The sequence below is a fragment of the Streptomyces sp. NBC_01217 genome, from assembly GCF_035994185.1.
Lineage (GTDB): Bacteria > Actinomycetota > Actinomycetes > Streptomycetales > Streptomycetaceae > Streptomyces.
Map to the genome: position 1 here is coordinate 4,341,023 of NZ_CP108538.1, position 13,362 is coordinate 4,354,384.

Consider the following 13,362-nt stretch of genomic DNA (forward strand, 5'->3'; position numbering starts at 1 on the left):
GAATCCCGCCGGAAATCAGCGGCTGTCCCTGCCGAACAGCAGCTTCCACGGTGCGAGGGCGGACTCGATCTGCACGCTCAGACCGAGCTTCGATTCGCCCGCGACCCGTTCCTCGAACCGGATCGGCACCTCGACGATCCTCAAATGGCGCCGGACCGTGCGGTAGTTCATCTCCACCTGGAACGAATAGCCGTTGCTGCGGACCGAGGACACATCGATCGCCTTCAGCGTCGATGCCCGCCAGGCCTTGAAACCGGCGGTGGCATCCTCCACCCGCAACCGGAGGATCGCGTTCACATAGAGATTCGCCCAGGCGGAGAGCACCTTGCGGTGCCAGGGCCACTCCGTGGCCAGCGAGCCGCCCGCCACATAGCGGGAGCCGATCACCACGGCGGCATCCCCGGCGGCATCCTCGGCGAGCAGCGTCTCGATCATGACCGGGAGCCTCGATGCCGGGTGGGAGAGGTCGGCGTCCATCTGGACCACCACGTCGGCGCCCTCGGCGAGCGCACGTGTCATGCCCGCCACATAGGCGCGTCCCAGCCCGTCCTTCTCCTTGCGGTGCAGCACGCCGACCCTGCCCGCGGTGTCGGCCGACAGCTTGTCCGCGACCTCGCCCGTACCGTCCGGGGAATTGTCGTCCACCACGAGAATATGCAGGTCGGGCAGGCCGAGATCCATCAGGAGATTCACGAGGACGGGCAGGTTGGTCCGCTCGTCGTAGGTGGGCACGACCACCACGATCTTCGGCGAGGTCTTCTCCACTGCCAACGTTCTCCCGTTCGTCGCCCGGATCTTCTCCGCGCGGGATCGCGCGAGCCTAACATCCGCAGATCCGGGTCCGGCAGAAATCGGAATACATAATTCTGCTTTCCGAATTCCTCTTCTCCAATGCCCATTGCCCATTCTCCGCTCTCCGTTCTCCGCCTTCCATTCGCCGCCGCCCCGGGCAGGCCCGCCCGGGGCGGCGGCGATAGCCTGGGGTGTGCAGCAGGCGAGAGAACGGATACGCATGGGAGTCAGGAATCCCCAGGGTTCCGTCGTCGCGGTCGTCGCGCTCGGCGGCGCGCTCGGAGCATGCGCCCGCTACGGGGCGGCGCTGATCTGGCCCACCGCCCCGGGCGGCTTCCCCTGGACGACGCTGCTCGTGAATGTCGTCGGGTGCGCGGTGATCGGCGTGTTCATGGTGGTGATCAGCGAGGTGTGGGCGGCGCACCGGCTGGTGCGGCCGTTCTTCGGTACGGGGGTGCTGGGCGGGTTCACCACGTTCTCCACGTATGCGGTGGACATCGAGCGGCTGGTGGACGGCGACCGGGCCCGGGCCGGCCTGGCGTATCTGGGACTGACACTGTGCGCGGCCCTCGCGGCGGTGTGGAGTGCGGTGTGGGCGACCCGCCGCGTGCTGGCGTGGAGGCAGTCATGACGAGGACTCCGTACACGGAACGGGCCCTGCGGCTGACGGTCCTCGTCGGCGAGTCCGACGCGTGGCACCACAGGCCGGTGTACACGGAGATCGTGCACCGGGCGCACAAGGCTGGGCTCTCGGGCGCGAGCGTGTTCCGCGGGGCCGAGGGCTTCGGCGCCTCGTCGATGATCCACACCCAGCGGCTGCTCTCGCTGAGCGAGGACCTGCCGGTGGCGGTCGTGATCGTGGACGCGGAGGAGCGGATCCGCGCGTTCCTGCCGCTCATCGAAGAGCTGGTCGCGGACGGCGGCCTGGTCGTCCTGGACGCGTGCGAGACCGTGCACTACGGCGACGGCCGGGAGCGGACCCGGTGAACTGGCTGCTGGTGATCGTCGGGGCTGCGGTCGGGGCGCCCCTGCGGTATCTGACCGACCGCGCGGTGCAGACCCGGCACGACACCGTCTTCCCGTGGGGCACCTTCGCGGTGAACGTGACGGGGTCCCTGATCCTGGGAATGCTGACCGGTGCGGCCGCGGCCGGTGCCGCCTCCTCCGACCTGCAGCTGCTGCTCGGTACGGGACTGTGCGGGGCGCTCACCACGTACTCGACGTTCAGCTACGAGACGCTGCGGCTGGTCGAGGACGGGGCGAAGTTCTACGCGGCGGCCAATGTCGCGGCGAGCGTGGTGGCGGGGCTGGGCGCGGTGTTCGTGGGCGTCTCGGTCGCCGAGGCGCTGTGGGCGTAGCCGGAGGCGGTCGGCGTCCCCTGCCACCGCAATGCGAGGCGGTGACAGGGGAACGCCGTTGAGGAGGAGCCATCATCGGCGCCGGGCGATTCATCCCGTTCCACGCCGACAGCGGTCCGTCAGCCGCCGACCCTAGCCATCCGCGCACGCCCCCGGCGCGCACCGCACCGACGGCCCGCCCGGCGCCACCCCAACAGCGGGCGGGCCGTGGTACGAGTGGGGCACCGGCATCACACGCCCGGACACGGCCGTGGCCGCCGTGTCCGTCGTGGCCCGACAACGAGAGAGGTTCCTCCAGTGGCAGGCAGCACCATCGCTCCGTCGTCGCGCCCCGTCACCGTCGTCACCGGCGGCAGTCGCGGGATCGGTGCCGCGACCTGTGTCCGGCTGGCGTCCGAAGGGCATGACCTGGCCCTCGGCTTCGTGAGCAACGCCGAGGCCGCCGGGCGGACCGCGGCCGCGGCGCGGTCCGCGGGGGCGCGCTGCGTCACGGTGCGGGTGGACACCGCCGTGGAGGCCGATGTGGAGCGGCTCTTCGACACGGCCGCCGACCGGCTGGGCCCCGTCACCGGGCTGGTCAACAACGCGGGCGTGACCGGGCCGCTCGGCCGACTCGTCGACACCTCCACCGAGACGCTGCGCCGGGTCATCGACGTGAACCTCCTCGGCTACCTGATGTGCTGCCGTCGGGCCGCGAAGGACATGGCGGCCCGCGGGTCCGGCGCGATCGTCAACGTCTCCTCGGCCGCCGCCACGCTCGGCGGCCCCGGGGACTTCGTCCACTACGCCGCGACGAAGGCGGCGACGGACGCCCTGACGGTCGGGCTGTCCAAGGAGCTGGGCCCCGACGGCGTCCGGGTCAACGCGGTCGCCCCCGGCATGATCGACACCGAGATGCACGCCACCGCGGGCGACCCCGACCGCGCGAACGCGGCCGCATCCGGCATCCCGCTCGGCCGCCCGGGAGCGGCCCCCGAGATCGCCTCGGCCATCGCATGGCTGCTGTCGGACGAGGCGTCGTACGTGACAGGCGCGGTGCTGAGGGTCGCGGGCGGGCGCTAGCGGGGGAGGGCGGCAGGCCCCGCGGCTCCGGCAGATCCGGGCTACGAGCCCCGGTTCGCCCGGCGCTGCTTGGCGGCGGCGCGGGCCTCCGATGTGGGCAGGTCCGAGCGGCGGGACTGGCTGGACCGGACCGGGCCGCCGCGGCGTGCGCGCGAGGACGGGCCGCCGCCCCGGGGCCGCTCGGTGACCGGGGAGGTGACGGTGACGGGCACCCCCGAGGGCGCCTGCGCTCCGGTGATCCGGCTCAGCTCGGCCTCGCCGGAGCGGACCTGGGCGATCTTCGGGGTGATCCCGGCGTCGGCCATCAGACGGGTCATGTCGCGGCGCTGCCCCGGCAGCACCAGCGTGACGACGCTGCCGGACTCACCGGCGCGGGCGGTGCGCCCGCCGCGGTGCAGGTAGTCCTTGTGGTCGCTCGGCGGGTCGACGTTGACGACCAGGTCGAGGTTGTCGATGTGGATGCCGCGCGCCGCGACGTTCGTGGCGACCAGCACCGTGACGTGCCCGCTCTTGAACCGGTCCAGGGTGCGAGTGCGCTGCGGCTGGGACTTGCCGCCGTGCAGCGCCGCGGCCCGCACCCCGCTGTTGAGCAGATGGCCGGTGAGCTTGTCCACGGCGTGCTTGGTGTCCAGGAACATGATCACCCGGCCCTCACGGGCCGCGATCTCGGTCGTGGTGGCGTACTTGTCGGCGCCCTGCACGTACAGCACATGGTGTTCCATCGTCGTCACCGCACCGGCCGCCGGGTCGACGGAGTGGACCACCGGGTCGTGCAGATAGCGGCGGACCAGCAGGTCGACGTTGCGGTCCAGGGTCGCCGAGAACAGCATTCGCTGGCCCTCCGGCCGCACCTGGTCGAGCAGTTCGGTGACCTGCGGCATGAACCCCATGTCGGCCATCTGGTCGGCCTCGTCGAGGACGGTGATGGCGACCCGGTCCAGCCGGCAGTCGCCGCGCTCGATGAGGTCCTTGAGCCGGCCGGGCGTGGCGACGACGACCTCGGCCCCGCCGCGCAGCGCGGAGGCCTGCCGGCCGATCGACATGCCGCCGACGACGGTGGCCATGCGCAGCTTGAGCGGGCGGGCGTACGGGGTGAGCGCGTCGGTGACCTGCTGGGCGAGTTCCCGGGTGGGGACGAGGACGAGGGCCAGCGGGCGGCGGGCGTCGGCCCGGTTGCCCGTGGTACGGGCCAGCAGGGCCAGGCCGAAGGCGAGAGTCTTGCCGGAGCCGGTCCGGCCGCGGCCCAGCACATCGCGCCCCGCGAGGGAGTTCGGCAGGGTCGCCGCCTGGATCGGGAACGGCGTGCTGAGTCCCTCGGCGACGAGCGCCGCCAGCAGGGGCGCGGGCATGTCCAGATCCGCGAAGGCCTCCGCGGCGGGCAGCGCCGGGGTGATCGTCTTCGGCAGCGCGAATTCGCCCTGCAGGGCGGCGGGCCTGCGGCCGGAACCGCCGGATCGGGATGTGCGGGATGCGTGGGCCGTGTGGAATGTGCGGGATGTTCGGTCGCGATTCATACGGATCTCTTTCCTCGATATGGCGCGTGTCGAGGAATTCACCGAGGCGACGAGCGGCGCGGGAATTGCAGGAACGGGCCGTTGGCATACGTATACGAAATCTGGCTGCGAAGCATGAGCCGTACCGGACGCGGAAAAAAGCAACGAGCTGGGGCCCACACCCGAAGGTGCGGGCCCCAGCTGCGCGAGTACGTCACGGCGCGTCGGGCGCCGGATCAGTTAAATTGTCGCACATTACACAAAATTCCGCGCCTGCGGCAGTGGGATTCGCCCGGCGGCAGGCACCGCGGGAGCCGGAAACAGGGCCTGCGCAGGGCAGGCGCGGGGCCCGCCCGAGTCCGGCACGGGGCGGATCCGGCACGGCGCCCTCGAACACGCTGACCGAGCCGTCAGTTGATGGCGACCTGACCAGCAGTCATAATGAACGTGTAGCCCTTCACGCATCCCCCGTCGTGAAGGGCTACACCTAATGTGCGAGCCATGCCCCTTTTGCCCGCGGCGACTTCACGGGCAGGGGACTCCCCTCGTGGTCCCCTGCCCGTGTTTTTTCGAGTTAACAGTGACGCAGAGTGTTTGCGCAAGCCCAATCCCGTACGGCCTCGCCAAATACCTCCCGCTCCGAGGGCTCCGCGTCAGGGTTCGTTACAGTACGAGCCCGTTGACCGAAATCGAAGACCGTGCAGCGCCGGTCGGACGGGGGCGGATACGTGGGGGGGGCCGGATGGACAGCGGCGAGGAACGCGCGCCGGAGCTGCGGACGTTGCAGCAGAAGGTCGAGTACATGGTCGAGAAGACATTCCCCGGGCAGAAGATCTCGGGGCGGGTCTTCGCCGATCTGGTCAAGGAGCGCGGCGGATCCCTCTCGCACAGCTACTTCTCCAACATCCTTGCCGCCAAGGTCACCCAGCCGTCCGAGGACATCCTCAAGGCGCTCGGTCTGGGCTTCGGCGTGGACTGGCGGTTCTTCAAGGAGGAGTCCGAGGTCGTCGACGACGTCGTCGCCGGGCTGCAGTTCCTCGCGAAACGGCGTACGGGGGAGATCAGCGGACTGGCCGGACGCGGCCTCGACGAGGACGGACTCCCGCCGGAGCTGCTGCAGTTCGCGCTCTCCCTGCTGGAGGACGCCCGGGGACGGCAGAGCGAAACAGGCGGCGGCGACAGCGGCAACGCCCACGGCGAGCCGGAGAAGTAGGTCGCCATGTCCCTGCGCGAACTGCGGAAGGAGTGCGAGGCCGGGCTGGCCGACCTGCCCATCCCCGCCCCCTTCTCCATCGACGCACTGGTGGCGAACATGGAGGCGGCTCGCGGCCGCACCATCGTGCTGCACGAGATGCCCGACCGGCTGGCCCGGGTCAACGCCGCCTGCGGGCTGCGTCTGAAGACCGGCGGGACCAGTTACGTGCTCTACCGGCGCCGCCCGACCGCTTACCAGACCCAGCACGTCATCCTGCACGAGCTGTGCCACGAGTGGTTCGACCACGGCACCTCCCTCGACCCGGAACAGCTCCGGCGGCTGCTGCCGGTCTTCGACACCTCACTGATCAGCCGGGTCCTGGGAACCGAACCCCCGCCGCGGCCGCCCGCCGCCGTTCCCCCGCCCGTGGCCGCCACGATCGCCGACGCGCTCCGGTCCGGCGACGGCGCCGTACAGGCCCGGGCGCAGTACGACACGAAAGACGAACGCATGGCAGAGTTCGGCGCGTCGCTCATTCCCCGCATGGCCAGGGACGTGACGAGCGACGACATGGTGGGACGCCTGGCCGACTCCCTCTCCCACCCCGTCACCACCCGCCGCCGCGGTCTGTTCCGCCGCACCTGATGACCGACCGTCCCCCGCGTCCCCCACCCCGAGGATTCCGCCCGTGACCCCGCTCGACCTCGCCGGCTATCTCGTAGCGGCCCTGATGACGGCCGTCGCTCTCTGGCGCATGCCCGCCGCGCTGTGGGGCGACGAAGAAGACAAGCGCCGCCGGGCCCTGTGGGGCTGCTACGCGGGATTCGCCGCCGCCCTGTGGACCAAGACGCAGGCCGTGCGCATCGCGCTCAACAACAGCGCCGTCACCGACCTCGCCGTCCTGATCAAGCACTACACGGCGACGATCGCGATCCTGGCGATCCTCAGCTACATCGTCGCGATCTACGGCCGGTACCCCGACGCCGGGACCGTGCCGCGCCACGTGGGGTTCGCCCGTGCCATCCAGCAGGTGGCCGCCAAGGCGTCGATCGCCACGCTGATCCTGCTGACGGTGCTGTTCTTCACCGTCGTCGACCGCTCCGTGCCCTCGGACCGCTTCGTGGCCGACCACGCCGGCCAGTGGGGCGCCACGCTGTACATGAGCGTGTTCTACCTCTACCTGGGTGCCGCGTCAGCCGTCTGCGCGTACCAGTGGGCGCTGGCCACCGCCGGTGCCGGGCTGCGCCATCTGCGCGTGGGCCTCGGGATGATGACGTTCGCCATGTTCATCGGGGTCGGATACACCGTCAGCCGGACCCTGTTCCTGTGGGTCAGCGTCGTCGACCAGCCGAGCGCGGCCTTCGCCCTGCGCTTCGACGAGGTCACCGAGGCCGCCCAGGTGGTGCTGTTCACCTTCTTCGCGGTGGGTGCCTCCATCCCCGCCCTCAGCAAGGGACGGCGCCGCGCGAAGCTGTGGCGGGCCCAGGTCAGACTGCACGGCCTCTGGCATGAGTTGATGACGGCCTTCCCCGATCAGCCCTTCGACCCCCCGGCCTCGCTGGCCCGCGAACTGACCCGCTTCGACACCCCTGCCGACCTGCGCATCGACCGCTGGGCCGCCGATATCGCGGACGCCGTCGAGAAGCTGCGCCACTACGTCCCCGACACCCTGCTCCCGGCCGCCAAGGCCGCCGCCGCGGACGGCACGGCGGGCGGCACCGCGGACCCGCAGAAGGCCGGACCGCTCGCCGACGCGTACTGGATCAAGGCCGCGCTGCAGGCCAGGAACGCCGGGGCGCCGGCCTCGGTCGCCGCGACGGTCGAGCCCCAGCACGCCACCGACCAGGACGGCGAGGTGGCCTGGCTGGTACGGGTGGCCGCCGCGTACCGGACGGTGACGGACGACCGGGCGGAACGCGTGCTGGACCGCGCCGTGTCCGCCGCATCCGCCGACGCCGCCGACGCCGCCGAGCCAGCCCGTACACCCTCCCTGGAAGAGCAGGCATGACCCCCGCCCCCACCGACACCACGGACGCTCCCGTATCGGCGCGCACCGGCGTCGCGCGTACCGTCACCGATGTCTTCCAGCCCCGCAACCTCCTGCTGACCGGCATGCTCGGCATCGGCCTGGCCGCCGCCGGTCACTGGACCGGACTTCTCTGGGGCTTCCTCGGCGCCCTGTGCGCCGGACTCGTACCCGCCGGGTACATCGAATGGGAGCGCGGGCGCGGCACCTGGGGCGACCGCCATGTCGTCGACCGCACCAAGCGGGCCCCGATCTTCTTCGTCATCCTCGGCTCCATCGGCGCCGGTTCGGTGGTGATGGTCCTCGGCCACGCCCCCACCGGCATCCTCGCCGCGATGCTCGCCCTCTGGGCGATGACCGTGATCCTCCTCGCCGTCAACACGGTCTGGAAGATCTCGGTGGACGCCGCGGTCGGCTCGGCCGTCGTCGCCCTGCTCGCCGCGGTCCACTCGCCGTGGTGGTTGCTCGGGTACGCCATGACGGTCGCGGTGTGCTGGTCGCGTGTCGCGCTCGGGTACCACTCGGTGGCACAGACGGTCGCCGGGGCGTCGCTGGGGGCCGCGACGGCGGGCGCGTTCCTGTTCGTCTGATCCGGCCCTCCTCCCGACCGGGTGGTGACGGAACAACCACCGTTGAACCGGTCGCCCCCCGGGGTACAGGTGCCCCGTGCCGAACTTCGAGATCACCACCGCAAGCGCCGACGACCTCACGATGCTGGCCGAATGGGCCCACGAGGAGGGCTGGAACCCGGGCCTGACCGACCGCCACGCCTTCTTCGCCACCGATCCGCGCGGCTTTCTCATCGGCCGGCTCGACGGCGAGCCGGTCTCCTGCGTCTCCGTGATCCGTTACGGCTCCGGGTTCGGGTTCCTCGGCTTCTACCTCACCCGCCCCCAGCTGCGCGGCCGGGGTTACGGCATCCGGCTCTGGCGGGCCGGCATGGCACGGCTGGAGGGGCGCAACGTCGGGCTGGACGGAGTGGTGGCCCAGCAGCCCAACTACCGTGAATCCGGCTTTCGTTCGGCCTGGACGAACATGCGTTACGAGGGGCTGCCGCCCGACGGGCTGCCCGTCCCGGCCGGCAGCGCCCTCGTCGACGCCCGCACCCTCCCGTTCGGCCAACTGGCCTCCTACGACCGCCGCTTCTTCCCCGCGGACCGCGACAGTTTCCTCGCGCCGTGGATCGCCGGGCCCGGACGCACCTCGCTCGCCGCGGTCCGCGACGGGGAGCTGCGGGGCCTGGCCGTGCTGCGCCCGTGCCGTACGTCGTCCCGCATCGGCCCGGTGTACGCGGAGTCGCCCGAGGTGGCGGGCGCTCTGGTCGGCGCGCTCGCGGCCACCGATCCGGGCACCCCGGTGGCAATCGACGTACCCGACGTCAACCCGTCCGCCGTGCGCATGGCGGAACAACTGGGCCTCACCCCGTCGTTCGAGACCGCCCGGATGTACACGGGCCCGACACCGGACGTCGACCACAGCGGCCTGTTCGGCATCACCAGCCTGGAACTGGGCTGAACCGGATCAGGGGACGGCGCGGGGGCGGGTGCGCGAGGCCAGTACCGCTATGTCGTCCTCCGCCCCCGGGCCGAACCGTTCCAGGACCGTGTCCAGCAGTTCGTCGAGGCTGCCGTTCTCGGGCAGGGTCAGCTCGCCCAGGCGGCCGACCGAGATGTCGATGTCCTCGCCGCGCCGCTCCACCAGGCCGTCGGTGTACATGAACAGCACCGTGTCCGGCCCGAACTCCACCGCCTTCGTCCGGTACCCCCCGACCCCGGTGCCGAGCGGCGGGCCCACCGGTACCCCGTCGCACACCCTGGTTCCCGCCTTCCCCGGGTCGATGAGCACCGGCGGCAGATGCCCGGCGCTCGCCACCTCGCACGCACCGCCGAAGCGGTCGACGACGGCGAGCAGACAGGTCGCCGCCCGGTCGAGACCCGACCGTTCGACCATCCGGTCCAGCTGTTCCAGGATGCGGTGCGGCGGCAGACCGTCGTCGGCGAACATCCGCAGCAGCGAGCGGTAGTGGCTCATGGCGACCGCCGCCTCCACGCCGTGGCCCATCACATCGCCCATCGCCTTCAGATGCCGTCCGTCCCGCATCGGGATGACGTCGAACCAGTCGCCGCCGACCAGCACACTGCGGTCGGCCGGCAGATAGCGGGTGGCGATCTCGATGTGCGGGTGCGGCGGGCGCGGCTCGGAAAGCAGGGATCGCTGCAGCTCCAGGGCGATGGTGTGCTCGTGGGCGTATCGCCGGGCGTGGTCGAGATCGACGGCGGCCCGGCCGGCGAGTTCCCGGGCCACCACCACGTCCTCGTCGGCGAAGACCGGTGAGTCCCCCGCCCTGATCAGGACGAGAGCGCCGAGCGGACGGCTGCGCACGGCGACGGGCACGATGACCGCCGAGTGCATCCCGAGGGCGCGGTAGACGGCGACCCGTTCGGGGACGGGGGCGGAGCGCCTGAGCTGTTCGTCGGTGGCGAGGTTCTCCACGACCGCCTGGTTCGTCGCCAGACAGCGCTGCACGGCGGCCCCCTCCTGGTAGTCGACGTACTCGCCGGTCGGCCCGAACCCCGGCAGCCCGTCGTGCATCCCGGCCACCGCCGTCAGCGCCGCCCTGCGCAGCCGCAGCACACCGGCGGGTGCGGGGCGTACCGGAGGCGCGACATCGGGCGGGAACACCTCGACCGTGGCGAGGTCCGCCAGCCCCGGCACGACGAGGTCGGCGAGCTCGGCACAGGTGGTGTCCATGTCGAGCGTGGTGCCGATCCGGGCGGCCGCGGTGTCGAGCATGGTCATGTGCCGCCGGGCCTGCTCCAGCTTGCGCCGCCCGTTTTCGGAGGCCATGACCTCCAGCACGATCCCGGCCAGGCCCACGATCCGCTCGCCGGCCTCCAGCCGGTGGAACGCCCCGTGCCAGTACCGCCGGACCGAGCCCGGCACGGTGGCGGTGACTCCGCTGGAGGTGATCTCGCGGGGCTTCCCGTCGGCGAGCACGGCCCGCATCATGTCCTCGCCCACGTCGACCCCCGGGAGGACCTCGGAGACGGTGCGCCCGATGTGTTCGGCGGCCGGGATGCCGTTGAGCCGTTCGAGGGCCGGGTTGACGTACAGATAGCGCAGCCCCGTGTCGAGCACGCCCACCCCGGCCATGGTGCCTTCGACCAGGGCCGCCAGGGCCGCGGGGTCGAACGGCACCGCGCTGTCGGCGTACGCGTCGCCCTGCACGTCAACCTCCTGGGGCGGGGGCACGGACCTCCCGCTGCCCGGCCCTCAATCGTCGGCCGCCCGCCCCCGCCGCGCATCCGCAGCAGGGGCGGGTCATCCCCCTGGCGCGCGGGCAGCGCACAGGTCCCGGGCGTGTGAACGCCCGGGACTCCTCGACCCCGGCTCAGGCGAGCGGATGCGATGTCCGCCCGGACGCCTCGTCGATCTCGTCGTGCGCCTTCGTCAGCATCTTCATCGCCAGCTCGTTGAGTGCTCTGGCTCCCGCGATCTCCTCGCCGACCCTCGGCTGGTCCTTGTCGGAGGGGTGACGGCTCGCATATCCATGGGACCGCACCTCGTTCCCGTCCGGAAGCCGCACCAGGGCGGCCGCACGGGTGCGGTGCGTGTCCTCCTCGAATTCAAGATCCACATGCCACCCGACAGTCGTCTGCGTCATGACGATCACCTCCCTACCAGGGTGCGCCCGTTCCCCCGCCCGTGCACCACGGCGCCGCCCGCGTCACCCGCTATAGGCTCCGCGGCATGAGCGTCGACGTAGAGATCGTCCGTGAAGCGACTCCGGAGATCGTGGCCGCCTTCGGCCGGCTGCTGCCGCAACTGTCCTCGACCGCCCGGCCACTGGATCATCAGGCGGTCGACCGGCTGGTGCGGTGCGAGACGAACACGGTGCTCGTCGCCCGTGCCGCAGGCACCGTCGTCGGAACACTGACGCTGCTCCTGCTGCCGGTCCCGACCGGAGTGCGGGCCCGCATCGAGGACGTCGTCGTCGACACCGGGGCACGCGGGCAGGGAATCGCGGCCCTGCTGACGCAGGAGGCACTGGCACTGGCCCGGAAGGCGGGCGCACGGACCGTCGACCTCACCTCCCGGCCGGACCGCGCCGCCGCGAACCGGCTGTACGAGCGGCTGGGCTTCCGGGCCAGGGAGTCGACTGTCTACCGCTTCGCGGTGGACGGCCCGCAGCCGCGTACGGACCAGTGACAGAACACGAGCCGGAACACGTCCCCGAACGCGTACACAGCACCGGACCACGGAGGAACCACATGGGATCGTCGCCACAACTCGGCCTGAGCGTCCCGGACTTCACACTGCCGGGCGGTGCGCTGACCGGCGAGACGTTCGAGCGCCGGGACTACACCCTCTCCGCCGCACGCGGCCGCGCCGTGGTCCTGGCGTTCTACCCGGGCGACAACACGGCCGTGTGCACCAAGCAGCTCTGCTCGTACTCTTCGGGCATGGAGTCCTTCGGCGAGCTCGACGCGGAGGTCTGGGGCATCAGTCCACAGGGTGTGGACAGCCATGAGTCGTTCGCCCGCGCCCACGGACTGCGGATGCCACTGCTCGCGGACGCCGGCCGGGAGACCGCGCGGGCGTACGGCGTCACCGCGCCCGGGATCGGGGTGCGCCGCGCGGTCTTCCTCATCGGGCCCGACGGCGTACTGCGCTGGAAGCACGTCGCGCTGCTCGGGGCCACGTTCCAGTCGCTGGACACACTGACCGAGCAGTTGTCCGGCATCAAGAACGCGTAAAAGACTGCCGGAACCCAGCAGTATCCGTTGTCCGGTGTGTATGGGATCATCCAGCCAGTTCGACGGAAATGTTCGGGGAGCGGCGTTCGGGGGAGACATGGCCGGGGGAGACTTCGTCGGGGGATTCCGGAGACCGGGGAGGGTGATCACATGACCTTGTTCCTCGGTCTCGGCATCGCGGGAATCGCCCTGCTCACCCTGTCCCTGATCTTCGACGGCATTCTCGAAGGCCTCTTCGGGGGCGTACTGGACGGCCTCTTCGACGGCCTCCTGTCCCTCCCCGTCATCGCGGGGTTCCTCTCGATGCTCGGCTTCGGCGGAGCGATCGTGCTCGGCACCACCGGCGCCGGTACGGTCGCCGCGAGCGCCGCCGGGGTGCTGGCCGGGATCGTCGCGGCCTGGCTGACCTGGAAGTTCAGCCGGGCCCTGATGCGGGACCAGACCAGCACCACACCGCGCGGCGACGATCTCATCGGCACGTCCGGGTCGGTCGTCACGGCGATCCCCGCCGACGGCTACGGCGAGGTCCTGCTGCAACTCGCGGGCCAGACCGTGAAGTTGGCGGCGAAGAGCCCGGTGCCGGTCGCCCGCGGCACCGAGATCTGGGTGGAGGCCACGCTGTCGACCACCTCGGTCGCGGTACGCCCCGTCGAGCGCTGACCAACGCTCTCACCACCGC

The 13,362-nt window shown here is 71.3% G+C and carries 16 protein-coding genes; 12 read left to right on the forward strand and 4 right to left on the reverse strand.

Translation table 11 applies throughout. The features are described from left to right. Window positions 1-15: 15 nt before the first annotated feature. A complete protein-coding gene (locus OG507_RS19025; RefSeq protein WP_327368385.1) occupies window positions 16-765 on the reverse strand; it encodes a polyprenol monophosphomannose synthase in 750 nt (249 codons plus the stop codon). 247 nt (window positions 766-1,012) lie between these two features. Between OG507_RS19025 and crcB (OG507_RS19030) the strand changes: the two genes are divergently transcribed. From crcB (OG507_RS19030) to OG507_RS19045, 4 genes are all read left to right on the forward strand, one after another. After that, window positions 1,013-1,423: a fluoride efflux transporter CrcB gene (gene crcB, locus OG507_RS19030; RefSeq protein WP_327368386.1), complete on the forward strand. Its 411-nt coding sequence runs from the start codon at window positions 1,013-1,015 to the stop codon at window positions 1,421-1,423. Next, entirely contained in the window at window positions 1,420-1,779 is a 360-nt protein-coding gene (locus tag OG507_RS19035) for a DUF190 domain-containing protein (RefSeq protein WP_327368387.1), read from the forward strand. Before crcB (OG507_RS19030) ends, OG507_RS19035 begins: the two co-directional genes overlap by 4 nt. Further along, on the forward strand, window positions 1,776-2,150 hold the full coding sequence (gene crcB, locus OG507_RS19040; RefSeq protein WP_327368388.1) for a fluoride efflux transporter CrcB: 375 nt from the start codon (window positions 1,776-1,778) through the stop codon (window positions 2,148-2,150). Before OG507_RS19035 ends, crcB (OG507_RS19040) begins: the two co-directional genes overlap by 4 nt. 297 nt (window positions 2,151-2,447) lie before the next feature. Continuing rightward, window positions 2,448-3,212 (forward strand): SDR family oxidoreductase, encoded by a 765-nt coding sequence (locus OG507_RS19045; protein WP_327368389.1) that lies wholly within the window; start codon window positions 2,448-2,450, stop codon window positions 3,210-3,212. 41 nt (window positions 3,213-3,253) lie between these two features. Here OG507_RS19045 and OG507_RS19050 read toward each other — a convergent pair whose 3' ends face one another. Further along, window positions 3,254-4,726 (reverse strand): DEAD/DEAH box helicase, encoded by a 1,473-nt coding sequence (locus OG507_RS19050; RefSeq protein ID WP_327368390.1) that lies wholly within the window; start codon window positions 4,724-4,726, stop codon window positions 3,254-3,256. A 721-nt stretch (window positions 4,727-5,447) separates the two neighbouring features. On the opposite strand from OG507_RS19050, the gene OG507_RS19055 reads away from it, so the two are divergent. From OG507_RS19055 to OG507_RS19075, 5 genes are all read left to right on the forward strand, one after another. After that, window positions 5,448-5,918 (forward strand): hypothetical protein, encoded by a 471-nt coding sequence (locus OG507_RS19055; protein WP_327368391.1) that lies wholly within the window; start codon window positions 5,448-5,450, stop codon window positions 5,916-5,918. A gap of 6 nt (window positions 5,919-5,924) precedes the next feature. Beyond that, window positions 5,925-6,545 (forward strand): toxin, encoded by a 621-nt coding sequence (locus OG507_RS19060; protein WP_327368392.1) that lies wholly within the window; start codon window positions 5,925-5,927, stop codon window positions 6,543-6,545. 43 nt (window positions 6,546-6,588) lie between these two features. Next, on the forward strand, window positions 6,589-7,908 hold the full coding sequence (locus tag OG507_RS19065) for an MAB_1171c family putative transporter (protein WP_327368393.1): 1,320 nt from the start codon (window positions 6,589-6,591) through the stop codon (window positions 7,906-7,908). After that, window positions 7,905-8,516 (forward strand): hypothetical protein, encoded by a 612-nt coding sequence (locus tag OG507_RS19070; RefSeq protein ID WP_327368394.1) that lies wholly within the window; start codon window positions 7,905-7,907, stop codon window positions 8,514-8,516. Before OG507_RS19065 ends, OG507_RS19070 begins: the two co-directional genes overlap by 4 nt. 76 nt (window positions 8,517-8,592) lie before the next feature. Beyond that, window positions 8,593-9,441: a GNAT family N-acetyltransferase gene (locus tag OG507_RS19075; protein ID WP_327368395.1), complete on the forward strand. Its 849-nt coding sequence runs from the start codon at window positions 8,593-8,595 to the stop codon at window positions 9,439-9,441. Window positions 9,442-9,447: 6 nt separating this feature from the next. Here OG507_RS19075 and OG507_RS19080 read toward each other — a convergent pair whose 3' ends face one another. Together OG507_RS19080 and OG507_RS19085 are read right to left on the reverse strand one after the other, a co-directional pair. Further along, entirely contained in the window at window positions 9,448-11,079 is a 1,632-nt protein-coding gene (locus OG507_RS19080) for a SpoIIE family protein phosphatase (protein ID WP_327372027.1), read from the reverse strand. 238 nt (window positions 11,080-11,317) lie between these two features. Further along, on the reverse strand, window positions 11,318-11,590 hold the full coding sequence (locus OG507_RS19085; RefSeq protein WP_327368396.1) for a DUF1876 domain-containing protein: 273 nt from the start codon (window positions 11,588-11,590) through the stop codon (window positions 11,318-11,320). A gap of 86 nt (window positions 11,591-11,676) precedes the next feature. On the opposite strand from OG507_RS19085, the gene OG507_RS19090 reads away from it, so the two are divergent. From OG507_RS19090 to OG507_RS19100, 3 genes are all read left to right on the forward strand, one after another. Further along, window positions 11,677-12,135 carry a GNAT family N-acetyltransferase gene (locus tag OG507_RS19090; RefSeq protein WP_327368397.1) on the forward strand — a complete coding sequence of 153 codons (459 nt, stop codon included), beginning with the start codon at window positions 11,677-11,679 and terminating at the stop codon, window positions 12,133-12,135. Between the two features lie 62 nt (window positions 12,136-12,197). Next, window positions 12,198-12,683 carry a peroxiredoxin gene (locus OG507_RS19095; RefSeq protein ID WP_327368398.1) on the forward strand — a complete coding sequence of 162 codons (486 nt, stop codon included), beginning with the start codon at window positions 12,198-12,200 and terminating at the stop codon, window positions 12,681-12,683. A gap of 150 nt (window positions 12,684-12,833) precedes the next feature. Next, a complete protein-coding gene (locus OG507_RS19100; protein ID WP_327368399.1) occupies window positions 12,834-13,343 on the forward strand; it encodes a hypothetical protein in 510 nt (169 codons plus the stop codon). The last annotated feature ends 19 nt before the right edge of the window (window positions 13,344-13,362 follow it).